This window comes from Ruegeria sp. HKCCA4812 (assembly GCF_013034245.1).
Lineage (GTDB): Bacteria > Pseudomonadota > Alphaproteobacteria > Rhodobacterales > Rhodobacteraceae > Ruegeria.
In genome coordinates, this window is sequence record NZ_WQFQ01000001.1 from 1104339 (window position 1) to 1130138 (window position 25800).

General features: G+C 58.1%; 21 protein-coding genes. 15 read left to right on the forward strand and 6 right to left on the reverse strand.

The window, feature by feature from the left end; translation table 11 throughout:
* Positions 1 to 217 precede the first annotated feature (217 nt).
* Entirely contained in the window at positions 218 to 1318 is a 1101-nt protein-coding gene (locus tag GOW04_RS05540) for an efflux RND transporter periplasmic adaptor subunit (RefSeq protein ID WP_171205018.1), read from the forward strand.
* 3 nt (positions 1319 to 1321) lie between these two features.
* Entirely contained in the window at positions 1322 to 4459 is a 3138-nt protein-coding gene (locus GOW04_RS05545) for an efflux RND transporter permease subunit (RefSeq protein WP_171231786.1), read from the forward strand.
* Positions 4460 to 4530: 71 nt separating this feature from the next.
* On the opposite strand, the gene glpD is transcribed toward GOW04_RS05545, so the two are convergent.
* Positions 4531 to 6114: a glycerol-3-phosphate dehydrogenase gene (gene glpD / locus GOW04_RS05550; protein WP_171232046.1), complete on the reverse strand. Its 1584-nt coding sequence runs from the start codon at positions 6112 to 6114 to the stop codon at positions 4531 to 4533.
* 180 nt (positions 6115 to 6294) lie between these two features.
* Between glpD and GOW04_RS05555 the strand changes: the two genes are divergently transcribed.
* From GOW04_RS05555 to GOW04_RS05580, 6 genes are all read left to right on the forward strand, one after another.
* The gene (locus GOW04_RS05555) at positions 6295 to 7056 is read left to right on the forward strand and encodes a DeoR/GlpR family DNA-binding transcription regulator (protein ID WP_171231787.1); all 762 of its coding nucleotides are present in this window, start codon (positions 6295 to 6297) and stop codon (positions 7054 to 7056) included.
* A gap of 109 nt (positions 7057 to 7165) precedes the next feature.
* A complete protein-coding gene (locus GOW04_RS05560) occupies positions 7166 to 7321 on the forward strand; it encodes a DUF5993 family protein (protein ID WP_171116330.1) in 156 nt (51 codons plus the stop codon).
* A 10-nt stretch (positions 7322 to 7331) separates the two neighbouring features.
* The gene (locus tag GOW04_RS05565) at positions 7332 to 7901 is read left to right on the forward strand and encodes a disulfide bond formation protein B (protein ID WP_171231788.1); all 570 of its coding nucleotides are present in this window, start codon (positions 7332 to 7334) and stop codon (positions 7899 to 7901) included.
* Positions 7902 to 7937: 36 nt separating this feature from the next.
* Positions 7938 to 8300: a DUF3302 domain-containing protein gene (locus tag GOW04_RS05570; RefSeq protein ID WP_171116334.1), complete on the forward strand. Its 363-nt coding sequence runs from the start codon at positions 7938 to 7940 to the stop codon at positions 8298 to 8300.
* Between the two features lie 21 nt (positions 8301 to 8321).
* Positions 8322 to 9467, forward strand: a complete 1146-nt coding sequence (locus GOW04_RS05575; RefSeq protein WP_152457734.1) for an HlyD family secretion protein — start codon at positions 8322 to 8324, stop codon at positions 9465 to 9467.
* Between the two features lie 11 nt (positions 9468 to 9478).
* On the forward strand, positions 9479 to 11029 hold the full coding sequence (locus tag GOW04_RS05580) for an efflux transporter outer membrane subunit (protein WP_254430060.1): 1551 nt from the start codon (positions 9479 to 9481) through the stop codon (positions 11027 to 11029).
* Positions 11030 to 11032: 3 nt separating this feature from the next.
* Here GOW04_RS05580 and mprF read toward each other — a convergent pair whose 3' ends face one another.
* The gene (mprF, locus tag GOW04_RS05585) at positions 11033 to 13642 is read right to left on the reverse strand and encodes a bifunctional lysylphosphatidylglycerol flippase/synthetase MprF (protein WP_371814351.1); all 2610 of its coding nucleotides are present in this window, start codon (positions 13640 to 13642) and stop codon (positions 11033 to 11035) included.
* Positions 13643 to 13759: 117 nt separating this feature from the next.
* Positions 13760 to 14188 carry an Lrp/AsnC family transcriptional regulator gene (locus GOW04_RS05590; RefSeq protein ID WP_152457732.1) on the reverse strand — a complete coding sequence of 143 codons (429 nt, stop codon included), beginning with the start codon at positions 14186 to 14188 and terminating at the stop codon, positions 13760 to 13762.
* Between the two features lie 86 nt (positions 14189 to 14274).
* Between GOW04_RS05590 and rocF the strand changes: the two genes are divergently transcribed.
* From rocF to GOW04_RS05605, 3 genes are read left to right on the forward strand one after another with little or no spacing between them, the layout of a single operon-like run.
* A complete protein-coding gene (gene rocF / locus GOW04_RS05595; protein WP_171231790.1) occupies positions 14275 to 15195 on the forward strand; it encodes an arginase in 921 nt (306 codons plus the stop codon).
* A complete protein-coding gene (ctlX, locus tag GOW04_RS05600; RefSeq protein WP_171231791.1) occupies positions 15195 to 16115 on the forward strand; it encodes a citrulline utilization hydrolase CtlX in 921 nt (306 codons plus the stop codon). The genes rocF and ctlX overlap by 1 nt, the downstream gene beginning before the upstream one ends.
* Before the next feature lie 9 nt (positions 16116 to 16124).
* Complete coding sequence (locus GOW04_RS05605; RefSeq protein ID WP_171231792.1) at positions 16125 to 17165, forward strand: ornithine cyclodeaminase; 1041 nt, start codon at positions 16125 to 16127, stop codon at positions 17163 to 17165.
* Between the two features lie 137 nt (positions 17166 to 17302).
* Here GOW04_RS05605 and GOW04_RS05610 read toward each other — a convergent pair whose 3' ends face one another.
* The 3 genes from GOW04_RS05610 to GOW04_RS05620 are packed head-to-tail and all read right to left on the reverse strand — an operon-like array spanning position 17303 to position 20413.
* Positions 17303 to 18706, reverse strand: coding sequence for a TRAP transporter large permease (locus tag GOW04_RS05610; protein ID WP_171231793.1), 1404 nt, complete (start codon positions 18704 to 18706; stop codon positions 17303 to 17305).
* A 3-nt stretch (positions 18707 to 18709) separates the two neighbouring features.
* Positions 18710 to 19339, reverse strand: a complete 630-nt coding sequence (locus GOW04_RS05615; protein ID WP_152457727.1) for a TRAP transporter small permease — start codon at positions 19337 to 19339, stop codon at positions 18710 to 18712.
* Between the two features lie 57 nt (positions 19340 to 19396).
* Positions 19397 to 20413: a C4-dicarboxylate TRAP transporter substrate-binding protein gene (locus GOW04_RS05620; protein ID WP_171231794.1), complete on the reverse strand. Its 1017-nt coding sequence runs from the start codon at positions 20411 to 20413 to the stop codon at positions 19397 to 19399.
* Between the two features lie 428 nt (positions 20414 to 20841).
* On the opposite strand from GOW04_RS05620, the gene acs reads away from it, so the two are divergent.
* The 4 genes from acs to GOW04_RS05640 all read left to right on the forward strand — a co-directional run bounded on the left by acs (position 20842) and on the right by GOW04_RS05640 (position 25763).
* The gene (gene acs / locus GOW04_RS05625) at positions 20842 to 22806 is read left to right on the forward strand and encodes an acetate--CoA ligase (protein WP_171231795.1); all 1965 of its coding nucleotides are present in this window, start codon (positions 20842 to 20844) and stop codon (positions 22804 to 22806) included.
* Between the two features lie 7 nt (positions 22807 to 22813).
* The gene (locus GOW04_RS05630) at positions 22814 to 23497 is read left to right on the forward strand and encodes an adenylate kinase (protein WP_152459846.1); all 684 of its coding nucleotides are present in this window, start codon (positions 22814 to 22816) and stop codon (positions 23495 to 23497) included.
* Between the two features lie 181 nt (positions 23498 to 23678).
* Positions 23679 to 23963 carry a DUF4212 domain-containing protein gene (locus GOW04_RS05635; protein WP_152459845.1) on the forward strand — a complete coding sequence of 95 codons (285 nt, stop codon included), beginning with the start codon at positions 23679 to 23681 and terminating at the stop codon, positions 23961 to 23963.
* A gap of 15 nt (positions 23964 to 23978) precedes the next feature.
* On the forward strand, positions 23979 to 25763 hold the full coding sequence (locus GOW04_RS05640) for a sodium:solute symporter family protein (RefSeq protein ID WP_171228579.1): 1785 nt from the start codon (positions 23979 to 23981) through the stop codon (positions 25761 to 25763).
* Positions 25764 to 25800: the final 37 nt, after the last annotated feature.

A 25800-nucleotide genomic window follows, 5' to 3' on the forward strand; every position in this document is an offset into this window, starting at 1 on the left:
AGTTGCTTGAACTTTTGACCTCCGCCCCGACCGGGGCGGGACTCATCACGCTTGAGATATCGGCACAAAAAAGTCATCCTGAGATCAGGTTCCTCCGACTCGCGTCGCCCTGGCGACTGGGTCGGTATCTTTTGTTTCCGCATCGAACGAGGCTTTCGCCATGTCCCCAGCATTCCTTTCACCCAACAAGATCAGCAGGCATTTGGCCGCCGCATTCATGCTGATGTCCTTGGGTTTGGCGCATCCGGCGACCGCGCAGGAAGAAGGGGCACCACCAAAGGTTTCCATAGCGGCGGCCTATACCGAGGAAATCACCGACGAAGCCACGTTCATCGGACGTGCCGAGGCAATCAACAAGGTCGATATCGTGGCGCGGGTGAACGGGTTTCTCAATAGCCGCGAGGTCGAGGATGGGGCGACTGTCAAAGAAGGCGATCTGCTGTTCACCATCGAACCCGACCTGTACGAGGCGACGCTTGAGGCCCGAAAGGCCGATCTGAACCGGGCCGAAGCAAATCTTGAACTGGCAAAGGTCGATTTGGCGCGTAAAGAAGAGCTCTACAAACGCGACGCGACACCAGAGTCTGAACGCGACATTGCCCGCGCCAACGAATTGGTCGCCGAGGCAGAGGTGAAGGCGGCCAATGCTGCGATCCAGCAGGCCGAGCTTGACCTGAGCTACACGCAGATACATGCGCCGTTCGACGGCCGTATCGGCAGGATCACGACCAGCGTCGGAGATGTGGTCGGGCCAAACAACCCTCCTCTGGTCAATATCGTCAGCGAGACGCCCATATATGTGAATTTCTCGTTGAACGAAAAGCTCTTCACCTCAGTCTTGCAGACTTATGGTGAAAACTCGGCATCGCTGGCGGAAAGCCCGCAAAGCCCGAACGTGCACGTCATCCTGCCCAACGGCACCGAGATGGATGAAGTCGGCAGACTTGTATTCGTTGACAACCGTATCGACCCATTGACCGGCGCAATTACCGTTCGCGCCCAGTTCGACAACGCGGACCGGCTGATTCTGGACGGCGCCTTTGTGAATGTGCAGATCGAAGCGCTGGAACCGACCTTGCAGGTTCTGGTGCCTCAAGCCGCCTTGCAGCGCGATCAGCGGGGTGAGTTTGTCCTGGTCGTCAACGACAAGCAGATGGTTGAACAGCGTTACATCACCACCGGTGACACGGTTGGAACCGCGATTATCGTGCTGGACGGGCTGCGCGAAGGCGAAAGCGTCATTGTCGAGGGCCTGCAACGGGTTCGCCCCGGCGTCGCTGTTGACGCAGTCGTCGCCTCTGAGCAACCGGGAGAGTAACAGATGTTCTCAGCCCTGTTCATCAGCCGGCCCAAGCTGGCGCTCGTCATTTCGCTGGTGCTGACCATCATGGGCGGTATCGGATACCTGGTGCTGCCGGTCGCGCAGTTTCCCGATATCACCCCGCCCGTGGTCAATGTCTCGACCACCTATACCGGCGCAAACGCCGAGACCGTTGAAAACACCGTTGCCGCGCCGATTGAGGCGCAGGTCAACGGTGTGGACGACATGATCTACATGACGTCCAGATCATCGGACAACGGGTCCTATTCGCTGGATGTGACCTTTGAGGTCGGCACTGATCCCGACATCGCATCAGTCAACGTTCAAAACCGGGTGGCGCAGGCCATGTCGTCGCTGCCAGCCGAAGTGACTTCGTCCGGCGTGGTGACACAGAAATCTTCGACCAACATGCTGATGCTGGTCACTCTGACTTCACCAAATGGGACCTATGACAGTGTGTTCCTGTCGAACTATGCCTCGATCAATCTGCGCGATGCGCTGGCCCGCGTGCAGGGCGTCGGCAAGGCCGATGTTCTGACCAACCTTGAATACGCCATGCGAATCTGGATGGACCCGGACAAGATGGCGGCGCTGTCCATCACGCCGGGGGATGTCATCAATGCGATCCGGGAACAGAATATCGAAGTGTCCGCCGGTTCGATCGGTGCCCCCCCCGTTCCCGAAGGGCAGACGTTTCAATACACGATCAAATCCAAAGGCCGCCTGACTTCCGCAGAGGAATTCGGTGACATTGTCATCCGGACTGGCGACGCCGGCGCCATCGTCCGCGTCAAAGACATCGCCCGGGTAGAGCTTGGCGCGGAATACTATGCGGCTTCGGGCTATTTTCAGGCGGTTCCAGCCACGGTCATCGGCATCTATCAGGCCCCCGGTGCAAACGCATTGGCGGTTTCGGAACGTGTGCAGGCCGAATTGGCGCGGCTGTCCCGCGCCTTTCCGACCGATGTCGAATATGATGTCCCCTTCAACACGACCGACTTTGTCGAGGCGTCTTTGAACGACGTGGTCTCGACCCTGATCCTGACCTTCATTCTGGTTATTTCGGTCGTGTTCGTGTTCCTGGGAAGTTGGCGCGCAACGATAATTCCGGCGGTGGCAATCCCGGTATCCCTGATCGGTACTTTTGCCTTCCTGCTGGCATTCGGGATGTCGCTGAACACCATCTCGCTGTTCGCCTTGGTGCTGGCCATCGGTATCGTGGTGGATGACGCCATCGTCGTCGTCGAGAACGTGGAGCGCATCATTGCGGATGAAGGGTTGCCCCCTGCTGAAGCGACTCGAAAAGCCATGGGCCAGATCACGGGTCCGGTCATCGCGACAACACTGGTTCTTCTGGCGGTGTTCGTGCCGGTCACGTTCATGCCCGGCATCTCGGGGCGGCTGTATTCCCAATTTGCCATTACGATTTCGACCGCTGTCGTGATCTCCTCCATCAACGCACTGACCCTTTCGCCTGCCCTGTGCGGCTTGGTTCTTCGTCCCCGGTCCGGCCCTCCCAAAGGGGTGCTTGCGATGTTCGAAAACTTCATCGGCACCGTACGCAACGGCTATGTCGCCATTGTACGAAAGCTGTTGGTTTTTCCGGCCATTGCGCTGGCCATCGTGGTTGGGCTTGGCATGGGAACCGGAACAATCATGTCCAACACCTCAGCCGGATTCATTCCGCTTGAAGACAACGGGTATCTGTTCGTTGATGTACAGTTGCCTGATGCCGCAACATTGGAACGGACCGAGGCGGTGACCGCACGTCTTGACGAACAGATAAGTGAAATCCCGGGGGTCGCGAGTACGGTTCTGGTCAACGGTTTTTCGATGCTGAACGGCACGATCACCAACGGCGCTGCGATTTTCGTCAACCTCGAAAACTGGAGCGAACGGCAGGAAGACGATCTGAGCGCGGACGCCATTCTGGCCAAAGTGCTGGCGATCGCGAACGGTGAATCAGCGGCTTCGGTCCTTGCTTTCAACCCACCGCCCATCCAGGGCCTTGGTATGTCCGCCGGTGTCGAGATGGAAGTTCAGCAAACCGGCGGTGGCACACCGCAGGATCTGGCCTCGGCCGTGGGTTCGTTCGTGTATTCGGCCAATCAGAGGCCCGAGATCGGGCAGGCCTATACGACCTTCCGCGCCAACGTCCCGCAGCTGTTCGTTGATCTGGACCGCGAAAAAGCCAAAACGCTGAATGTCTCGGTCGCCGAGATTTTTCAGACCATGCAGGCGCAGCTGGGATCTTACTATGTCAATGACTTCAACCTGTTCGGCCGTGTCTATCGCGTGATGATTCAGGCCGATGGGACCTATCGGGACAATGTCGAAGATATCGCGAACCTCTATGTCCGTTCTCAAAACGGAGACATGGTGCCGCTGGGGACACTGATCGACATTGAAAACGTGCTGGGTCCGGTTCTGCTGAAGCGCCACAACCTGTTCCGGTCGGCCACGGTGACGGCGGTCCCTGCACCCGGCTTGTCCAGCGGCGATGCAATCAGCGTGATGACCGAAGAATCCGCAACCGCCCTGCCCCCGGGCTATGCGTTCGAATGGACGGGGACAGCGCAGCAACAGCTGGCTTCGGGCAGTCTGGTGATCATCATCCTCGGGCTTGCCATCCTGTTCGGTTACTTGTTCCTGGTGGGTCAGTACGAAAGTTGGACCTTGCCTGTCTCAATCCTGCTTTCCGTTGTCGTGGCCTTGTTTGGGGCCGTGGCGGCGGTGGCCATCGTGGGCAGTGACATCAACCTCTATACGCAGATCGGTATGATCATGCTTGTCGGACTGGCCTCGAAGAACGGTATTCTGATCGTCGAGTTCGCCATGGAGCAACGCGCCAAGGGGCTGTCCATCAAAGAGGCCGCCGCAGAGGCTGCGTATCAACGTTTCCGCGCTGTGATGATGACTGCACTGTCCTTCCTGCTTGGCGTTGTCCCCCTGCTGGCCGCGAACGGAGCCGGTGCCGCCAGCCAGAAGGCGATTGGTGTCGCGGTGTTCGGCGGGATGCTGGCCGCAACACTGGTTGGTGTGATCGTGGTGCCCGTGCTCTATGCCCTGATGCAAGGCATGCGGGAATGGTTGAAGGGCAGCAAGAGCGACCCCGACCCTACAGAAAAAGCCGCCTGAACACAGAAAGCCCCATCTGAACTGATGGGGCTTTTTTGCAGATACGCTGACAGCCTCGAGGCGTTTTCAGGCTACCCCTTATCCGCGGACCGTTCGGACATCCATTGATCGATCCGCGCAATCTGCTCGGCACTCAGCCGCAAGCCCAGCTTGTTGCGGCGCCAAACCACATCTTCGGCTGAACGGGCATATTCCTTGTCCATCAGCCACGCGACCTCTTGCGCTGTCAGGGTTGCGCCAAAATCCTCTCCCAGATCGGATATCTGTTTTGCATCACCCAAAACATCCCTTGCTTCGGTCCCGTAAGCTCTGATCAGGCGGGCAGCCCAGCTTTCGGTCAAAAAGGGATAGGCCGCCAAAAGATCGCCTTTCAGGGATTCGACGGCATCCAACGGAAAATCTCCCCCCGGCAGTGCGACACCAGCGGTCCAGGGGCCGGGCAGGTTCGGAAAAAACTCACCGACCTTCTCAAGCGCGCTTTCTGCAAGCCTGCGATAGGTCGTGATCTTGCCGCCGAACACATTCAAAACAGGTGCCCCGCCCTGCGCATCGACTTTCAACGTATAGTCCCGCGTTGCAGCAGTGGCACTGCTTGCGCCGTCATCATAAAGAGGCCGCACGCCGGAATAGGTCCATACGACATCGTCGCGGGTTACGGCACGTTTGAAATACTTCGATGCAAAGGCGCACAGGTAATCTTGCTCGGCCTCGGTACAGACCGGTTTGGTCGACGGGTCCGGATGATCCTGATCCGTTGTCCCAATCAAGGTAAAGTCCTGCTCGTATGGTATGGCGAAAATGATGCGGCCATCTTCGCCTTGGAAAAAATAGCATTTGTCGTGATCGTAAAGCCTGGGCGTCACGATATGACTGCCCCGAACAAGCCGCACGCCCTCGCGAGAGTTCACGCGGATCTTGGATTGAATGATGTCGCCCACCCAGGGCCCACCCGCATTGATCAGCATTTTGGCCCGGACCAAACGGGTCTCACCGCTGTTCCGATCCCGAACGGACACTTCCCAAAGATCACCGACCCGCTCGGCCGAGGTCACCTCGGTTCGGACCATGATCTGCGCGCCGCGCGACTCGGCGTCACGCGCATTCAGGACCACCAATCGCGAGTCTTCGATCCAACAATCGGAATACTCATAGGCCGTTTCGAACTTGTCCTGCAACGGGGCCCCCTCGGGCGCTGACCGCAGGTTCAATGACGTCGTGCCCGGCAGGATTTTGCGCCCGCCCAGATTGTCATACATGAACAGGCCCAACCGGATCAGCCAAGCCGGACGCCGCCCACGCATCCACGGCATGACCGTGCTGAGCAACCGCGAGGTCGGCGTTTCGGAATCAAACCGCATATCCTTGTGGTAGGGCAGCACAAAACGCATGGGCCAGCTGATATGCGGCATCGCGCGCAGCAGGGTTTCACGCTCGATCAGGGCCTCACGCACCAGGCGAATTTCAAAATACTCAAGATACCGCAATCCGCCGTGAAACAACTTGGTCGAGGCAGAGGACGTGGCAGAAGCGAGATCGTTCATCTCGGCCAGCGTCACCGAAAGACCCCGCCCGGCGGCGTCCCGCGCTATTCCACAGCCATTGATCCCGCCACCGATGATGAAAAGGTCTGTGATCTGGTTGTCCGTTGACTGCATATCCATTGATTCCCTGCCTGACACGGTTGCGGGCATTAGCCAGAATGACTTTCGCTTCGTCAATGTTTATGTTCGTTTTTTTTCTTTTTGCAACACAGATATGATTTTCAAGCAAGTTGGCTTGCCAAAATCGACAAAAAGAACAAAAACGAAAATCAATCCTCTACACCGGAACTGCCCATGTCCTTGTCTTTTCGCCAATCCGACATTCTGGAAATCGCCAGCACCGAAGGGCGCGTTACCGTCGAGGGGCTGGCTGAACGCTTTGGCGTCACCGTTCAGACGATCCGGCGCGACCTGACCGAGCTTGCAGACGCGGGCAAGCTGGACCGGGTTCACGGGGGCGCGGTTCTCCGCTCGGGTGTTTCAAATATCGGATACGAGGACCGCCGCGCGCTGAACGCGGACGCCAAGACCCGCATCGCTCAGACCTGCGCGGCTGATATCCCGGATGGCGCATCAATTTTCATGAACATCGGAACCTCGACCGAGGCCGTGGCAAGGCAGTTGCTGAACCACAAGAACCTGCTGGTGGTGACCAACAACATGAACGTTGCAAACATTCTTGTCGAAAACCCGGACTGCGAAATCATCATGGCCGGCGGCGTTTTGCGTCGGACAGACGGGGGGCTGATCGGCAACCTGACCGTATCGGCCATCCGGCAGTTCAAATTCGACATCGCCGTCATAGGATGTTCGGCGCTGGACAAGGATGGCGATATTTTGGACTTCGACTTTCAGGAGGTTCAGGTCAGCCAGGCCATCATCGAGAAGGCGCGCCGCACTTTTCTGGTTGCCGATCATTCGAAGTTTCAACGCTCGGCCCCGGCGCGGATAGGATCAATTGCCGAACTTGACACGGTCTATAGCGACCTGCCCTTGCCCGGCAAGCTGCCAGAGCACTGTCGCGAGTGGCAGACTGGTGTCATCATCTGCGACTAGAGGCGGGCAAATAACAACGTCCGGGCGAGTTGCGCGGCTTGCCAGATCGAACTTGGCCTGACACTATCCTTCATACAAGAATTTGTGCACGGGAGGGGAGGACCGGGCCATGATTGCGCTTTTATTTTCGTTGTTTATCGCCACGATGGGGCTGAACTATTTCAAGTTGACCAAGGCTGGCAACGCCTTGTTTTTCGTCACGTTGGCCATGTGTATCTACTGGCTGAAATTCCACGCCACCACACCGCTGACAATTCAACTCTGAGGGGCTTGCCATGACACCTGAACTGTCCCGCACCCTAAACGCGATCGGTATGCTTGCCGTCTGCCTTGTACTGGTGTTAGCGTTTTTCTATCAGCTTGTCCTCTATGAGCTGCCCTGCCCGCTTTGCCTGCTGCAACGTGTTGGGTTTGTTGCCGTCGGCGTAGGGCTTGGTTTGAACCTGCTCTACGGTCCACGGCCGCAACACTATGCCATCGTGCTGATTGCGGCCTTGTATGGCGGCACTGTATCGATCCGCCAAATACTTCTGCATATCGTACCCGGCACCGGGCACTACGGCTCTCCTGTTTTGGGCCTGCACTACTATACCTGGGCCGGGATCGCCTTTTTCCTTGTGTTGCTGGGCACGTCGATCATGCTGTTGTTTGATCGCCAATACGCGGACCCTTCTGGTCAGGAACCAAGGTTCGGCGGAAATGCTCTGGCCAAGATCGCGTTTTTCGTCATGCTGGCTTTGGCGGTGCTGAACGCGGGTTCGACCTTGTTGGAATGCGGGCCGGGTCTCTGCGCCGACCCGCCGACAAGCTACAAGTTGATTGACGAGTTGGACGCCGGCAACTGAAGATACCGTAACCTTCCCCAAAAAGGAGGCACGAGCATGGGATTACTGGGACAGCCGCTTGGCTATTATGACTATCTGACTTTCGTGGCATTGATCCTGCTTCTGGCGGCGGTGATGGCACTGTTTCTCTTTCTCATGGGCCTTCCGGGTCGGATCGCCATCAAGCGCAACCATCCCCATGCCGAGGCCGTAAAGATCATGGGCTGGATGGGATTTCTGGCCGTGGTGCCCTGGGTCCATGCCTTCATGTGGGCGTTCCATGATGGCGTTACGGTCGACATTCGCCGTGGCCCTGACGAGGAAAAAGACGCCATTCGTGATGAAATCAAACGTCTGGGTGGTGATGTCCGGCCTGAATATCAAGGTCGTCTGGAAACAGACGATCCGCAGCAAAGCTAAGGCCAGAGGAAGTCACAAAACATGTTTGTCGCCCTTGGCATCACGCTATTTTACATCATTTTCGTCTGGCTTATTTTCTTCAAGCTGGAACTGCTGAAATTCAACATCGCCTGGGGCATCGTATCCTTTTGGGTTGGCGCGCACCTGTTGCTGATTTTTCTGGTCGCATTGCGGTTCTTCCAGCCCTTCTCGGCCGACAGCCACGTGGTGCGTTCGACCATACAGATCATTCCCAAACTGACACAGCCGACGATCCTGACCGAAGTTCTTGTGGAACCGAACACACCGGTCACCAAGGGTGATCCGCTCTACCGCTTTGACGACACCGTATTTTCACTGGCGGTAGACAATGCGCAGGCGCAATTGGTCGCAGCTGAACAGAATTCCAAGATTCTGGAACAGGATGTGATCGCGTCGACCGAAGCTGTTGAACGCGCAAATGCGCAGCTGGCCTATGCGCAGACTCAGCAAGCCCGGTACGAAACTCTTGTGCCCGCCGGTGGAGCGCGGCAAGACGAACTGGACCGCTGGAACGAGCAGGTGACCGAAGACCTTGCTGCCGTCAAACAGGCCGAAGCAAATCTGGAAAAGGCGCAACTGGCCGTGGAGTCCCAGATAGACGGCGTGAACACCGGTATTCTTCAGGCAAGGGCGCAGTTGGCCGAAGCTGAGTATTTTCTTGAAAACACAACGATCTACGCGCCTGAAAACGGCATGATCGTATCGCAACAAGCCCGCCCTGGTCTGGTCGTCGGCGATGTTCGACTGGGCGCGATTGCCAGTTTCGTGACCGAGGACAGCCCCTACATCCTTGCGACCTTTCGACAGCAGAACCTGAAATTCGTGGAACCGGGGCAAGAGGTCGAAGTGGCGCTGGATCTTTACCCGGGCGAAATCCTGACGGGCAAGGTCGAGGCGATCTGGTGGGCCACGCGCCAAGGGCAACTGATCCCTTCAGGCCGCCTGCCCGGCTTTGAACTGCCGAAACTGCCCGGTCGAATTGCCGTGCAGATCACCGTCGATATCCCGGAAGGGCACACTTTCCCGGCTGGCGGCCACGCCGCCGTGGCGATCTACACCGGCATGGGCAAAAGCTTTGAGTTCCTGAGACGCATCAACATCCGTCTCTATTCCTTCGCCAACTTCATTCGACCGCTGGATATCTGAGGATGCGCGCCATGACACTCCGCCGGTTGATGGGAACTGCACTTTGCGCCGCCACCTTCACGGCCTGCACGCCCGTGGGGCCCGATTTCGTGCGCCCGAACTCTCCGGTCGTCAAACAATGGATCGAGGTAAACAGCCCCAGCGTCGGCCAAAGCGGCCTGACATCGCGCAGCGCACCCGTGGTAAAATGGTGGGAGACATTCAATGACCCGACCCTCAACCGGCTGATTGCCGAAGCTTATGCCCAGAACCTGACGCTTCAGGTCGCGGGGGCACGGGTGCTGCAAGCGCGGGCACAGCTGGGGATCGCTTTCGGCGAATTGTACCCGCAATCCCAGGCCATAGGCGCGTCTTTGCAGCGGCGGCAAATCAGCGACAATCTTGGGCCTGTTGCCGATATCAACCGGATCATCCCCCTGGATACCGAGTTCTCGACGTCTCAGGTTGGGTTCGACGCCCAGTGGGAGCTGGATGTCTGGGGCGCACAACGGCGCGGCGTGCAGGCGGCGCGGTCGAATCTGGCTTTGCAGGTCGCAAACTATGATGACGCATTGGTGACACTGACCGGCGACGTGGCCGCGCTCTATGTCAATATCCGCGCGTTGCAGGAATCGTTGGCGGTCGCCCGGGAAAACATCAAATTGCAGCAGGAATCGGCGGACCTGACCCAGCTGCGGTTCAACAACGGGGTCACGACCGAACTGGACGTTCAGGAATCCACTGCGCTGCTCAACAATACCAAGGCCTTGGTGCCCGAGTTGGAAAGCGACCTGCAACAGACCAAGAATGCGCTGGCCGTGCTGCTGGGGGCCACACCGTCCCGGATGACCAACCTGCTGGGGAATTCCGGCCGTATCCCGTCAGCGCGAACAAATGTGGCCGTTGGGGTGCCGGCAGAATTGCTGCGCCGCCGCCCGGATGTCCGCGCGGCGGAATTGGCCGCTGCGACTCAATCGGCGCAGGTGGGTATCGCGATGGCTGACCTGTATCCTCAGTTCGTGCTGTCGGGCGCAATCGGTTTGCAGTCATCGGGCGGGCGCGATCTGTTCAGCGGCAACAGCACCACCGGTCTGGCCAGTGCCGGCGTGGTCTGGAACGTGCTCAACTATGGCCGCATCAAAAACAATGTCCGCGCGCAGGATGCGGCATACCAAGCGCTGATTGCCAATTATCAGAATACCGTTCTGACCGCGTATTCCGAGGTGGAAAGCGCAATGGTCGCCTATGCGCAAGCGCGAAAACAGGTTGGGTTCTATCAGAAAAGCGTCGAAGCTTCGCGCAAGGCCGCGGATATCGCCGTAAGCCAGTACAGAGATGGAATCGCCAGCTATTCTCGCATTCTGAACACGCAGACCGCGCTTTTGCGGTCGCAGGCAAATCTGATCGAAGCGCGGCAGCAGGTGTCCAGCAATCTGGTTGCCGTTTACAAGGGTCTGGGCGGCGGATGGCAGATCCGTCAGAACCAGGAATTCCTGCCTGAAACCGTGCTGGCGGAAATGGCCTATCGCACTGATTGGGGCGATCTGCTTGAAAAAACCCCGACCCGAGCCAGCCTGAACTAAGCGCTACTTGGTCAACCCGCGCAGCCCACCCGAGATCAAAATATTGACCTCGTAAAGGATGCGGGGCGCAGCCAGCCCGCCGGGGCTAGCCAGATAGTTGGGGCTCCATTCCGGATCGAATTTCTGTTTGAAGGCGCGCAAACCTTCAAAATGATAGAACTGCTCACCATGTTCATAGACAAAGCCGCCGATGCGGTTCCAAAGTGATGCAAGCTGACGGTTTTCGATGCCTGAGAACGGCGCCGCACCCAATGAGAACCAGTGGAACCCCTGCTGCGATCCCCAGTTCATCATCTCGGCAAAAAGCGCATCCATTACAAAGCTCGGGCTGTCAGGCTCATAGCGCATCAGATCCAGCGACAGTTCGGATTTGTTGCCGCCCTGAAACAGGTTGGCGAAGGCCATGATCTTGCCTGTCTTACCGTTACGCAGAACCGCATGATCGAAATATGACAGATACTGATCGTCAAAGCCCCCCAACGCAAAGCCCTTTTCGGCACCCGCCTTTTGCGCCAGCCAATGATCTGAAATCGCGCGCAGTTCCGGCAATACCGGGGCCAGGTCTTCTTTCGGGATGATCTCGAATACATAGCCCTCCCGCTCGGCCCGGTTCCTGGCTTGTCTGAACCGCTTGCGCGACTTTCCGTCCAGCGAGAAATCCCTCAGCGGAACCCGCGCGACCTCACCAATCTTCAGGATCGACAGGCCCAGGTCCAGAAATGTCGGCAGGTACTTGGTTGAAACACTGTAGTAGGCACACAGCTTTCCTTCTCGGTCCGCCATTTCCCTGAGTTGCCAGATCAACTGCCGCCCCGCCGTTTCATCGCCAACCGGCTCTCCCTTCGAGATCAGAGCGTTGCCCGTGTCTGCATAGGCAATGAATGCGGTCTCATCCGGTGAGATGAGGAACTGCTTGTCACCGGTAAGCGAGATTTGGGATTCGGTGTCTTCGCACTCCATCACAAGCCGTTCAACGACCTCGGGGATTTCCGTGCGCACAGGCGTCGGAATCTCTCGCCCGAACAGAGAGTTCACGGCCACAATACCCACGATCACCGCCACGATGAGGCTGGAGCGCAAAAAGCGCGAAGCGTCTCCGTTCCAGGCAAATTCCCACCACAGGGCGTTCTTATACTCGACATGGGAATAGGCGAACAGTCCGATCCAGAATATCACCGCCAGCAGCGCCACGACACTGACCAACCAAGGAATATTCAGCCTGAAGATCGACGCGCCACTGACCCGGTAAAACGCCCCGCGGAACATGGCCAGAAGGCCAATCGTGCCCAGCATCGACAGCGCTTCGTGAGTGTCCAGCCCCTTTGCCAGCGAGGCAAAGAACCCGGCCACCATCAACAGCATGGCCACCACCCATGCGCGGTAGAGCTTTCGAAACAAACCGCGGGACACCAGCAAAAGCAGCACGCCGACAGCACTGCCGGCAAGGTGTGATGCCTCGACAAACGACAGCGGCAAGACCTCTCTCAGAACACCAAGGTTCTGCGTGCCCGCTGGCAATGCGCCGGACACCAGCAGGACCACCCCCGCCACGGCCGCAACTCCGGCTGCCACCATGGGAACAATGGGGCGGATGACCCGATAGACCCATGTCGCGGCGCCACCGATCCTGTGCCTTTGCGTCAGTGCGGACGCGATCGCAATGGACACGCTGGCGATACCGAACGGCAAGAAGGTGTAAACGACGCGATACAGCAACAAGGCTGCGATCACATCCGAACGTCCCGACGCCCCGAGGCCCGCGATCAGCGTGGCTTCGAACACCCCAAGCCCGCCCGGCGCGTGGCTGAGAATTCCAACGGCGATGGCGGCGATGTAGATCGTGAAGAAATAGGGATAGCCAACGCCCAGATCGTCCGGCATCAGGACATAGAGCGCCATGGACGCACCAACCAGATCTCCGATGGCGGCCAGTGTCAGAAGACTGGCCAGTTTGCCACCCGGCAAGTCAAACCCGATACCTGCGACGGCCAACCGCCTGCCGCCGCTGGACAACCATATGAACATCGCGACCAATGCCCCCAAAAGGCACAGCCCGATGGCGGTTTCCACCGTTTCGCTGACAGGTATCACTTTCGAGATCCCATCCGGATGCACGGTCAGCAACACACCCAGAACCAGAACAAGCCCCATCCAGAACGCGACCCAGGATGTCGCGATAACCCCGGCCACCCGCCCCAGATCCAATCCCAGCGACGCATATATCCGATACCGGATCGCAGTTCCGGTAATGTAGGAAAAACCCAGACAGTTCGACACGGCATAGCCGCTGGCCCCTGCCATTCCGGCAACAGGCAATGGCACTTTGCCGCCCGCCACACTTTGCACGGCAAACACATCATAGAGCGACAGCGACAGGAAACTGAACGCGGTCCAGCACAAGGCGAAAAACATCAGTTTCCACGACGTCGTTGCGATATCGGTCTGGACATCTGACCATTTCACATGCGCCGACAAATCATGCAGAACCGTCAGCGCGATCCCGGTCACGAGAACCGGTATCGCAATCCGCAGCCAGGGTTTTTCCAACATGGCCGTAAGCTTTTCGGCCCAGTGTACGGCCAGAGGTTCACCGTCACTTTCCGCATTGGTCATGCTGCACGTCCCCGCCAGTTTCTGATCGCAGATACCACGCGCGGCTCACCCGCCCGTCGACGATTCAGACATCATCTGCCAACGGACTCTGGCACATTTTGGTTTTATCTCAAAGCGCTAGAGCCGCCCCTTGCGTGTTGACAGCAAAAGGTTCGTTTCCGAACGCGTCACGCCGTCGATCCTTCGGATCTGAAACAGAACCTCATCCAGTTCAGCCAGGGTTTCCGTACTGATCTCGGCGATCAGATCCCAACTGCCATTTGTCGAATGAACTGCCGTCACCTGACGCATGGCTCCGATCCGGGCCATGACGCGTTCCGTCCCGCGCCCCTCAATCTCGAGCATCATCAACCCGCGCACCGGGCTTTGCGCCAGATCGCGACGCGTCAGGACGGTAAAGCCGACGATTTCACCGGACTGTTTCAGCCGCTGCAACCTGCTGCGGACCGTGGTGCGTGTCACGCCCAGTGTTTCCGACAGCTCTGACAGGCTTGCCCGTGCATCCCGTTGCAACGCATTGAGCAGCCGATTGTCCAATTCGTCCATGGCATCTTCTCATAAAGGATTTTCCGAGACCATTTTGAGCATTTTGCCGACTTCACGCAAGACAGTCCGACGGCCTAAATGAACACATGGAAATCAAGGATATCATACTGGTCGGCGCCCCAATGGACGCCGGGAAGCGTCGTCAGGGATGCCGGATGGGACCTGATGCGTATCGCGTGGCAGGGTTGGATCAAGCGCTGTCTGATCTTGGTCACACCGTTCACGATTGGGGCGACGTGCAGGCCGAAAACGTCGACATTCCCCAACACCCGCACCTGTTCGCCCTGCCCGAATGCGTGGGGTGGACGCAAGCTCTCAGCAAAGCTGCGCAAGACGCGGCGGGTCAGGGCATTCCGATTTTCATGGGGGGTGATCACGCCCTGTCCATGGGTACGGTGGCCGGGATGGCCGCCCATGCCGCTCGGATCGACCGCCCTCTCTTTGTGCTATGGCTTGACGCCCACAGCGACTTTCACACTCCGGACAGTACCGGCAGCGGCAATCTGCACGGCACGCCGGTGGCGTATTTCACCGGCAGACCCGGATTCGAGGATTTCCCACCTTTGCCCGCCGTCATACCGACGGATCGCGTCGGCATGATCGGATTGCGTTCTGTTGACCCGGCGGAACGGGCGGCGCTGGAGCAAGACCGCGCCATGCTGGCGGATATGCGCAGCATTGATGAAAACGGTATCAAAGCCCCCCTTTTGGCCTTTCTTGATCGCGTGAAGGCAGAAAACGCTCTGCTACATGTTTCTTTGGATGTCGATTTCCTCGACCCGGCAGTGGCCCCCGCGGTCGGCACGACCGTGCCCGGCGGTGCAACCGAGCGCGAAGCTCACCTGGTAATGGAACTGCTGCATGAAAGCGGACTTGTCTGCTCGCTGGACCTGGTCGAATTGAACCCGTTTCTGGATGACCGGGGCCGAACCGCAAAACTGATGGTCGATCTGGCCGCCTCGTTGATGGGTCGCCGTATCTTCGACCGTCCCACCCGGAGTTTCTGATGCTGTCTCTTCAAGCGCCATCTGCCGCCGTCATGATCCGGCCGCACGCTTTTGCGTCGAACCCGGAAACACGCGATGACAATGCCTTTCAAACGCTGAGCACCGCATCCGCCCAGGCCACGTCGGAAGCGGCCAGGGATGAACATGATCGGGCGGTGCAGCAATTGCGCGACGCCGGAGTCACTGTTCATGTGTTTGACGATTTCGGCGACCTCAACACACCTGACAGCGTTTTTCCAAACAACTGGTTCTCGACGCATCCCGGCGGCCATGTGGCGATCTACCCAATGTTCGTATCATCGCGCAGACGCGAACGCCGGACCGATGTAATCGAACTGCTCAAACAGGAATACCGTGTGCAGGATGTCATCGACTATTCCGGGCTGGAACAAGACAACCTGGCCCTGGAAGGAACCGGCGCGATGGTGTTGGATCATGTGACCCGTATCGCCTACACGGTGACGTCCAATCGCGCCGATCCAGTCCTGTTGGAACGGTTTTGCACACATTTCAACTATGAACCAATCGCCTTCGAAGCCCGCGATGCCAAGGGCCGAGACGTTTATCACACCAACGTTTTGATGGGTATCGGCACGCATTACGCCCTGATTTGCCTCGACATGATTTCGGATCCGGCCCGCCGCATGACCGTTCGCAATCGGCTGGAAGAATCCGGTCGAACGGTCATTGACCTGACGCACGACCAGATCGCCGAGTTCGCAGGTAACGCCATTGAACTGACCGGACGGGATGGGTTGGTTCTGGCCCTGTCCAGCAGGGCACTTGCCGCCCTCACACCAGACCAAATCGCAACAATCCAGGACAGTGCAAAACCGTTGCCGCTGTCCGTTCCAACAATTGAAACCGCCGGTGGGTCCGTGCGCTGCATGATTGCAGGCGTTCACCTTGCCCGCCGATAGGAGAGCACCATGCAACCTTCAGACAAGGCCCTGGTACCATTCGTTTCCGTCGACAACATGATGCGACTGGTACACCACATTGGCGTCGAACAGATGATCACGCAGATTGCCGCTCAGATCGAGGCCGATTTCAAACGATGGGAAAGCTTCGACAAGACACCTCGCATTCCGGCGCATTCTCCTCATGGCGTAATTGAGTTGATGCCAACTTCGGATGGTGAGGCGTACGGGTTCAAATACGTAAACGGCCATCCCAAGAACACCTCCGAGGGGCTGCAAACAGTAACTGCATTCGGTCTGTTGGCAGACGTCTATACAGGATATCCGACGCTGTTGACCGAAATGACAATGCTGACCGCGCTGCGCACGGCTGCGACTTCGGCATTGGTCGGGCGCTATCTGGCCCCAAAAAATGCCAAGACAATGGCAATGATCGGCAATGGCGCACAGTCCGAATTCCAGTGCCTTGCCTTCAAGGCAATGTGCGGGATCGACACCGTTCGGCTTTATGACATCGACCCGAATGCCACGTCGAAATGCGCTGCGAACTTGCAGGGCAAGGGCCTGACCGTCATCCCTTGCAAGACGCCGGAAGACGCCATTGAAGGTGCCCAGATCATCACCACCTGCACGGCAGACAAGAAATACGCAACGATCCTGACCGACAACATGGTCGGGCCCGGCGTGCACATCAACGCCATCGGAGGCGATTGCCCCGGCAAGACCGAGTTGCATCGCGACATCCTGTTGCGTTCGGACATCTTCGTCGAGTACCCTGAACAAACCCGGATCGAAGGCGAAATTCAGGCGCTGGACGCGGATCACCCTGTGACCGAGATGTGGCAGGTCATCACCGGCGCCGCCAAGGGGCGCATCGATGAGCGGCAGATCACTTTGTTCGACAGTGTAGGCTTTGCCATCGAGGATTTCTCGGCCCTGCGCTATGTGAAACAGGCGATTGAAGGCACAACCTTCTTTGAACCTCTGGACATGTTGGCCGACCCGGACGATCCGCGCGATTTGTTCGGAATGTTGATGCGAGCTGGATAGCGCGCGATCTTGGGGGCTCTGCCCCCGCCGCGCTGCACGCGCCTCCCCCGGGATATTTTCAGCCAGATGAAGCAGGGGATCCGAACTTCATCTGGCCACAAATATCCCGGAGCGCGAGGCAGAGCCTCGCTTCCGAGCTATCCCGCAAGCGATGGCAGGTAGAGGACAATACCCGGGAATGCCACAAGCATTGCGATGGTCAGGGCGTCCGCGATGAAAAAGGGCGTGACGCCTTTGAACACATCTTGAACGCTCAGGTCCGGGCGCACACCGGCAACGACAAAGCAGTTCAGCCCGATGGGCGGTGTAATCAGGCAAAACTCGGCCATCTTGACCACCAGAATGCCAAACCAGATCGCACACATCGGGCCGGACATTCCAAACGCGCTGTCGGCGGCACTGACGGTCTCACCACCATTCAAGGCCATTACCGCCGGATAGACGACGGGCAAAGTCAAAAGCAGCATCCCGATCGCGTCCATGAACATGCCCAACACCGCATATGCCAGTAGAATGCAGATCAGGATCATCATGGGCGACATTTCGAGCCCCGTAATCCAATCCGAGAAGGCACCCGGAAGGTCGGCGAACCCAAGAAAGCGGACATAGATCAGAACGCCCCAGATGATCGAAAAGATCATCGCCGTCAGTTTGGCGGTTTCCAAAAGCGCAGATTTGAACTCGGCCCAGCGCATTCCGTGGAACAAGGCGAAACAGAATACGATGAAGGCGCCAATGGCACCGCCTTCCGTCGGAGTGCCCCATGCTTTTTCACCAAACGGGTTATAGACAAAGCAAATGATAATCAGAATGACGGCGACAATCGGAATGGCACCGGGAAGTGCTGCAAAGCGCTGTTTCCAGGAAAACCCCGTGACCGGCGGGCCAACGGATTTGAAGATCACTGCAATCCCAACGATCAGAAGGCCGTACACGATTGCGGAAAACGCACCCGGAATGAAACCCGCCAACAGCAGTTTCCCGACATCCTGCTCGACGATGATCGCGTAGATCACCAGAATGGCCGAAGGCGGGATCAGGGAGGCCAGCGTCCCGCCCGCGGCAACCACACCTGCTGCAAAGCGTTTGTTATAGCCCACCTTCAGCATTTCCGGAATCGCGATACGGGCGAAGACGGCGGACGTCGCAACCGAAGCTCCGGACACCGCAGCGAAGCCGGCCGTGGCGAAAACGGTCGAAACCGCCAACCCGCCGGGCACCCATGCGACCCAGCGTTTTGCGGCCTCGAACAAAGCGCGGGTAAGCCCCGCGTAATATGCCAGATACCCGATCAGGATGAAGGTCGGAATCAGGCTGAGAGTGTGGGACGCGACCTTGGAATGTGGCACCTGCCCCGCGGTCTTGACCGCCACTGTAAGCGCCTTGCCAAACCGTTCCGGATCGTAACCGAACTTGGCCCAGAAAATCCAAAACAGTCCGACAAGCCCTGCCAAACCGGCTGCGAAGGCAACCCGCATACCCGCCACGACAAGAACCAGAAGGCCGCCTGTGACCCAGAGGCCAATATCAATCGTGTCCATCTATCAGTCCTGCCCTTCGAACTGTTCAGCCTCGGCCGCCGCCTGCGCCGCTGCATCCTGTATCAACGGAACGGCCGCCGGAGCGTCCAGCCCCAGCCAGAACGCCCGACCATACCCCCAGACTTGCAGCGCAAGGCGCAGGCAGAGAACGGAAAATGCAACGGGTGCCAGCAGCTTGGCCGGCCACAAGGGTATACCGATGTCGATCGAACTGTCCCGGCTCCACATTGGGGCGCCAAAATCAAAGGACCGGTCGAAATGAGACCAACTGCCCCAAACCAAAGCCAGCATCAGGATCAGGATCAGAACCACCGAGAGCAGTTCGAACAGCCACAAAGCCCGACCGTGCAAGCGGGATATAACGATATCCATCCGGATATGCCCCCCATCACGCTGAACATATGAAATGCCCAGAAAAGCGATGAGAGGCATCGCCTGTTCGATCCAGTCCACATAGCCCGGCAAAGGAGCATTCAGCGCATTTCGGCCACTGACCGACACAACGGCCAATACCATCAGTGAAAAAACCGCCAATCCGCTGATCAGTGCCAGAAACCGTTCGAGCACGAGCAAACGCTGATCCAACTGGCTAAGACGGCTGCCGTCTACCAGAACCGTGGCTTGTCCTGCCATTCCGGTGTTTCCTTGTTGTTTGTTGCCGGGCGCCTTGAAAGCACCCGGCCTTGTGGATCAGTTGCCGCCGCGCTGTTGCTTCAGCGTCGTCTGGACAAGATCGTAAAGGTCCTGCGCCGGCAGGCCCTGTGCGGTCATGTCCGCAATCCATTTTTCACGGATCGGATCAGCGGCCTTTGTGCGGAACTCTTCAATTACCGCGTCGTCGATCATGACCTTCTGGACACCCTTTTCTTCCAAGACGCTGTCCCATTGTTCGAGCAAGCCGCCGTAATTCGCCAGGTAGTGATCGATCGCCTCGTCAATCGAGCTGTCCAGAGCTTCACGATGTTCGGCTGGCAGGGCCTCATAGGCATCGATGTTGACGACAACCGGGCAGTTCACCGTTCCCGGATTCAGGTTCGCGGTCCACCAGTCCGCTTCGTTGATCGTTCCGAATGACAGGTGCGCGTGCTGGGCAAAGGCCACGGTGTCGACGACGCCCGATTCCATCGCATTGAAGGCTTCGGTCGCCGGAACCGATGTCGGCACCCCTCCGACCGCCTCGAAGGCCTGACCAAGGCCACCGGTCGCCCGGACCCGCATTCCGTCAAATTCAGCCAGTTCATCCCGCGGCTCGCCCGTGCCGACAAGGTTATACTGCGGCATTGGCGAGGTCATGATGACGCGGGCGTTCCATTGCGCCATCTCTTCCTTGACCGCCGGATGGTCGTATACCGCATGGCTTACCGCAACTTCTTCCTGCAGGTTGTTCACACCCAGGAACGGCAGTTCCAAAACGGTGATCGCCCGGTTCTTGTCGCGGTGATAGCCGGCACAGAACTGCGCCATCTCAAAGGCGCCGATTTCGATCCCGTCCAGGTTTTCCCTGGGTTTGGACAACCCGCCATAGCTGACATTGATGGTGAATTCGCCACCGGTTTTTTCGCTGACCAGTTCGGCCAGCTTTTCAACATGTTCCGTAAAGGCGCGGCGCTTGCCCCAGACGGATGCGTTCCATTCTGTCGCCGCGGCTTCGGTCACAAAAGCAACGCCAAGGGCGGCGACTGCGGCACCGCTCAACATCTTTTTCATAGTATCGTCTCCCATAGGTGCGCCCCCTACCGAGGCGCTTGCCGATCAAGCTAGCGCCAACATTCGATTGTGCCAACCCTCACCGGGATTTGCGTATTTTGCAGAATAAGCCCCAGAAACGACCCAAGACGACAGAAGCCTTGAGGTCACCTGTCGTTGCAACCACAATTGACACACAGCGCCCTCAATTCTCGTTACTTTTAAGTGGCTGTTTTTGTTCTATTTTAGTGATTCTTTTGCCGATTTTTTTACAGATTTGGCCATATTGTTGAAATTTCTTTACAAAGAAATCCAAGGATTACACCAATTTATTTATTTATTTTCAGAACGCGGTAATATTCAAACTTGGGGAGGAACAGGATCGACATTGCCTGAATGACAGGCAAAAAATCCACAAGCAATCCAGTCCAGAGGGAGGAGCCTCAAAGATGACCACCGCTGCCCAGGCAGATGCCAAGACTTATCCGCCATCCGCAGAAACTGTCGCTCGTGCGCATGTCGATGCGGCAAAGTATGCTGACATGTACGCAGCCTCAATCAGCGACCCCGACGCGTTCTGGGGCGAGCAAGGCAAGCGCATCGACTGGATCAAGCCCTTCACCCAGGTCAAGGACGTCAGTTACGAGTTTGGCTCGGTCAAGATCAACTGGTATGCCGATGGCACGTTGAATGTGTCGGCCAACTGCCTGGATCGTCATCTGAAAACCCGCGGCGACCAGACCGCGCTCATCTGGGAGCCGGATGATCCGAATGACCCGGCCCAGCATATCTCTTACGCAGAATTGCACCGCCGCACCTGCCGGATGGCCAACATTCTGGAATCCCTTGGCGTGCGCAAGGGCGATCGCGTGGTCATCTATCTGCCGATGATCCCCGAAGCCGCTTATGCCATGCTGGCCTGCGCGCGGATCGGCGCGATTCACTCCATCGTTTTCGCGGGCTTCTCGCCCGACGCTCTGGCCGCGCGCATCAACGGGTGCGACGCCAAGGTTGTGATCACTGCGGATGAAGCGCCGCGTGGCGGCCGCAAAACGCCGCTGAAATCCAACGCAGACGCCGCCCTGCTGCACTGCAAGGACACAGTGAAATGCCTTGTGGTCAAGCGCACCGGTGGTCAGACCACCTGGATCGACGGTCGCGACTTTGACTACAACGAAATGGCGCTCGAGGCTGACGACTATTGCGCCCCAGCCGAAATGAACGCCGAAGATCCTTTGTTCATTCTTTACACGTCCGGTTCGACCGGTCAGCCCAAGGGCGTTGTGCACACCACGGGGGGGTATCTTGTTTACGCCTCGATGACGCAAGAGATCACATTCGACTATCACGAAGGTGACGTGTACTGGTGCACCGCTGACGTGGGATGGGTCACCGGGCACAGCTATATCGTCTATGGCCCGCTGGCCAACGGCGCAACCACGCTGATGTTCGAAGGCGTGCCCACTTATCCCGACGCCTCGCGCTTCTGGCAGGTCTGCGAAAAGCACAAGGTCAACCAATTCTACACCGCCCCCACTGCGATCCGCGCTCTGATGGGTCAGGGCAATGAGTTTGTCGAAAAATGCGACCTCAGCGATCTTCGCATTCTGGGCACCGTGGGTGAACCGATCAACCCCGAAGCCTGGACCTGGTACAACGAGGTTGTCGGCAAAGGTAAATGCCCCATCGTCGATACGTGGTGGCAGACCGAAACCGGCGGCCACCTGATGACGCCGCTGCCCGGTGCACATGCGATGAAACCCGGATCGGCCATGAAACCATTTTTTGGCATCGAACCGGTGGTTCTGGACCCGCAATCCGGTGTTGAAATCGAAGGCAACGGTGTTGAGGGCGTTCTGTGTATCAAAGACAGCTGGCCCGGCCAGATGCGCACCGTCTGGGGCGATCATGAGCGGTTCGAGAAAACCTATTTCTCGGATTACAAAGGCTACTACTTCACGGGTGACGGCTGCCGCCGCGACGAAGATGGTGACTATTGGATCACCGGTCGTGTAGATGACGTGATCAACGTGTCCGGTCACCGCATGGGCACAGCCGAGGTGGAAAGCGCGCTGGTTGCACATGCTGCTGTGGCCGAGGCTGCGGTGGTTGGATACCCTCATGAAATCAAAGGGCAAGGCATCTATTGCTATGTCACGTTGATGAATGATCGCGAGCCTTCGGACGAGTTGATGAAAGAGCTGCGCACATGGGTCCGCACCGAGATCGGTCCAATTGCATCCCCGGATGTGATCCAGTGGGCACCCGGCCTGCCGAAAACGCGCTCGGGCAAGATCATGCGCCGTATCCTGCGCAAGATCGCCGAGAACGATTTCGGATCCTTGGGCGACACTTCGACACTGGCCGATCCGTCGGTGGTCGAAGACCTGATCGAAAACCGTGCGAACAAGTGAGGGTATGATGGACGCTGCCACGATCACCACGCCCGCCGTTCTCATCCTTCTCGGCCCTCCGGGTGCCGGGAAGGGCACTCAGGCCCGGATGCTGGAAGAGAAATTCGGACTTGTACAACTCAGCACCGGTGACCTGCTGCGCGAAGCGGTCGCGGCCGGAACCGAAGCCGGCAAAGCGGCAAAAGCCGTTATGGAAGCCGGCGATCTGGTAAGCGACGAGATCGTCATCGCCATCCTGCGCGACCGCATGGCACAGCCGGATTGCGCCAAAGGCGTCATTCTGGACGGTTTCCCGCGCACGACGGTTCAGGCCGAAGCGCTGGACAGCCTGCTGGCATCGAACAACCAGAAGATCAACGCCGCGATCAGCCTCGAGGTGGAAGACGCGGAGATGGTGACCCGTATTTCGGGCCGCTACACCTGCGCCGGCTGTGGTGAAGGCTACCATGACCAGTTCAAGAAGCCTGCCGAAGAAGGCAAATGCGACAAGTGTGGCCATACCGAATTCAAGCGCCGCGCCGACGACAATGCCGAAACGGTGGCCTCGCGCCTTGCAGCGTACCACGCGCAGACGGCACCACTGATCGCCTACTATGACGGTCAGGGCGTGCTGCAGCGTACAAACGCCATGGGCAGGATCGAAGACATTGCCAATGACCTTGAAGGGATCGTTGACGAAGTCATGAAATAGGGGGTGGATTTAGGGCCGCAAGGCTCTGATCCCAAACAGAATACTTCAAAAGACCGCTTTGGCGGACTGGAGGAGTTTTGCCTGACGTCACATGGCGTCTGGCGCAAGTGAGAAGCGGTCCGACGCACTGGAGGATGTGGGCATCGGGCCGTCCAACGAGGAAGCGAAGGAGGAACCCGCGATGGCGGATCATTCAACAAACTCCGCGCAGACTGCCGAGTCCGATAAGGGCTATTGGCAGGCCAACCTGCGCCTCATCTACATCAGCCTCGCGATCTGGGCGCTGGTGTCGTTTGGATTCGGCATTCTGCTGCGTCCGTTGCTGTCGGGGATTGCCGTAGGCGGAACCGATCTGGGCTTTTGGTTCGCACAACAGGGATCGATCCTGGTGTTTCTGGTGCTGATCTTCAACTACGCCTGGCGCATGAACAAGCTGGACGCCGAATTCGGCGTGGACGAAGAATAAGGGAGAGCGGGGACTATGGATCAGTTTACCATCAACCTGCTGTTTGTTGGCGCATCATTCGCGCTATACATCGGCATCGCGATCTGGGCCCGCGCGGGTTCCACATCGGAGTTCTACGCCGCCGGTCGCGGCGTTCACCCGGTCACCAACGGTATGGCGACAGCGGCGGACTGGATGTCTGCGGCCTCGTTCATCTCGATGGCGGGCCTGATTGCCTTTACCGGCTATGACAACTCGACCTTCCTGATGGGTTGGACCGGTGGTTACGTGCTGCTGGCACTGCTGCTTGCGCCGTACCTGCGTAAGTTCGGCAAGTATACCGTCTCGGAATTCATCGGCGACCGTTTCTACAGCCAGACCGCACGTGTCGTTGCGGTAATCTGTCTGATCGTTGCGTCGGTGACCTACGTGATCGGTCAGATGACCGGTGTGGGCGTGGCCTTTGGCCGCTTCCTAGAGGTGTCGAACACTTCCGGTCTGCTGATCGGTGCATGTGTGGTCTTTGCCTACGCGGTGTTTGGCGGGATGAAAGGTGTGACATACACTCAGGTCGCTCAGTACTGCGTGCTGATTACAGCCTACACCATCCCGGCGATCTTCATCTCGTTGCAGCTGACCGGCACGCCGATCCCTGCCCTGGGTCTGTTTGGTGACACCGCCGGTGGTGAGCCCCTTCTGACCAAGCTGGACGCCATCGTGACCGAGCTGGGTTTCAATGAATACACGGCCCACCACTCGAACACGCTGAACATGGTGCTGTTCACCCTGTCGCTGATGATCGGTACTGCGGGTCTGCCGCACGTCATCATGCGCTTCTTCACCGTGCCGAAAGTCTCTGACGCACGTTGGTCGGCTGGCTGGACTCTGGTCTTCATCGCTCTGCTGTACCTGACCGCCCCTGCGGTTGGCGCAATGGCACGTCTCAACATCACCGACATGATGTGGCCCAATGGCGGCATCGAAGGTGGCGCTGTCTCAGTCGAGGAAATCGACACCGATCCGCGCTATGACTGGATGAAAACCTGGCAGAAAACCGGTCTTCTGGATTGGGAAGACAAGAACGGCGACGGCAAGATCCAGTACTACAACGACAAGTCCGAAGCGATGGCCACCATTGCGGAAGAAAAAGGCTGGGTCGGTAACGAGCTGACCAAGTTCAACCGTGACATCCTGGTTCTGGCCAACCCCGAAATCGCCAACCTGCCGGGTTGGGTGATCGGTCTGGTCGCTGCCGGTGGTCTTGCGGCTGCTCTGTCAACCGCTGCGGGCTTGTTGCTGGCGATCTCGTCAGCGGTGTCCCACGACCTTGTCAAAGGTGCGATCAACCCGCAAATCTCTGAAAAGGGTGAACTGCTGGCTGCGCGTATCGCAATGGCCGTAGCCATCGTTGTTGCAACCTACCTTGGCCTGAACCCACCCGGATTTGCGGCGCAAACCGTGGCCCTGGCCTTCGGTCTGGCGGCGGCCTCGATCTTCCCGGCGCTGATGATGGGGATCTTCTCGACCCGCATCAACAACACCGGCGCGGTTGCGGGTATGCTGGCTGGTCTGGTTGTGACCTTGGTCTACATCTTCCTGCACAAGGGCTGGCTGTTCATTCCGGGCACCAACTCGTTCACTGATGCAGACCCGCTGCTGGGTCCGATCAAGTCGACCTCGTTCGGCGCAATCGGTGCTATGATCAACTTTGCGGTTGCCTACGTTGTTGCAGGCATGACCAAAGAGACCCCGCAGGAGATCAAAGATCTGGTCGAAAGTGTGCGCATTCCCCGTGGTGCGGGCGCAGCTCAGAATAAGTGAGCTTGATGCGGTCGTTGGTTCTTGCCTTCGACCGCGT

Coding starts and splice junctions, on each gene's coding strand:
- GOW04_RS05555 (WP_171231787.1), top strand. CDS start 6,295: ATGTCCTTGTCTTTTCGCCAATCCGACATTCTGGAAATCGCCAGCACC.
- mprF (WP_371814351.1), bottom strand. CDS start 13,642: ATGACCAATGCGGAAAGTGACGGTGAACCTCTGGCCGTACACTGGGCC.
- GOW04_RS05590 (WP_152457732.1), bottom strand. CDS start 14,188: ATGGACGAATTGGACAATCGGCTGCTCAATGCGTTGCAACGGGATGCA.
- GOW04_RS05630 (WP_152459846.1), top strand. CDS start 22,814: ATGGACGCTGCCACGATCACCACGCCCGCCGTTCTCATCCTTCTCGGC.
- rocF (WP_171231790.1), top strand. CDS start 14,275: ATGGAAATCAAGGATATCATACTGGTCGGCGCCCCAATGGACGCCGGG.
- GOW04_RS05580 (WP_254430060.1), top strand. CDS start 9,479: ATGACACTCCGCCGGTTGATGGGAACTGCACTTTGCGCCGCCACCTTC.
- GOW04_RS05540 (WP_171205018.1), top strand. CDS start 218: ATGCTGATGTCCTTGGGTTTGGCGCATCCGGCGACCGCGCAGGAAGAA.
- glpD (WP_171232046.1), bottom strand. CDS start 6,114: ATGCAGTCAACGGACAACCAGATCACAGACCTTTTCATCATCGGTGGC.
- GOW04_RS05545 (WP_171231786.1), top strand. CDS start 1,322: ATGTTCTCAGCCCTGTTCATCAGCCGGCCCAAGCTGGCGCTCGTCATT.
- GOW04_RS05615 (WP_152457727.1), bottom strand. CDS start 19,339: ATGGCAGGACAAGCCACGGTTCTGGTAGACGGCAGCCGTCTTAGCCAG.
- acs (WP_171231795.1), top strand. CDS start 20,842: ATGACCACCGCTGCCCAGGCAGATGCCAAGACTTATCCGCCATCCGCA.
- GOW04_RS05605 (WP_171231792.1), top strand. CDS start 16,125: ATGCAACCTTCAGACAAGGCCCTGGTACCATTCGTTTCCGTCGACAAC.
- GOW04_RS05635 (WP_152459845.1), top strand. CDS start 23,679: ATGGCGGATCATTCAACAAACTCCGCGCAGACTGCCGAGTCCGATAAG.
- GOW04_RS05620 (WP_171231794.1), bottom strand. CDS start 20,413: ATGAAAAAGATGTTGAGCGGTGCCGCAGTCGCCGCCCTTGGCGTTGCT.
- GOW04_RS05575 (WP_152457734.1), top strand. CDS start 8,322: ATGTTTGTCGCCCTTGGCATCACGCTATTTTACATCATTTTCGTCTGG.
- ctlX (WP_171231791.1), top strand. CDS start 15,195: ATGCTGTCTCTTCAAGCGCCATCTGCCGCCGTCATGATCCGGCCGCAC.
- GOW04_RS05565 (WP_171231788.1), top strand. CDS start 7,332: ATGACACCTGAACTGTCCCGCACCCTAAACGCGATCGGTATGCTTGCC.
- GOW04_RS05640 (WP_171228579.1), top strand. CDS start 23,979: ATGGATCAGTTTACCATCAACCTGCTGTTTGTTGGCGCATCATTCGCG.
- GOW04_RS05570 (WP_171116334.1), top strand. CDS start 7,938: ATGGGATTACTGGGACAGCCGCTTGGCTATTATGACTATCTGACTTTC.
- GOW04_RS05560 (WP_171116330.1), top strand. CDS start 7,166: ATGATTGCGCTTTTATTTTCGTTGTTTATCGCCACGATGGGGCTGAAC.
- GOW04_RS05610 (WP_171231793.1), bottom strand. CDS start 18,706: ATGGACACGATTGATATTGGCCTCTGGGTCACAGGCGGCCTTCTGGTT.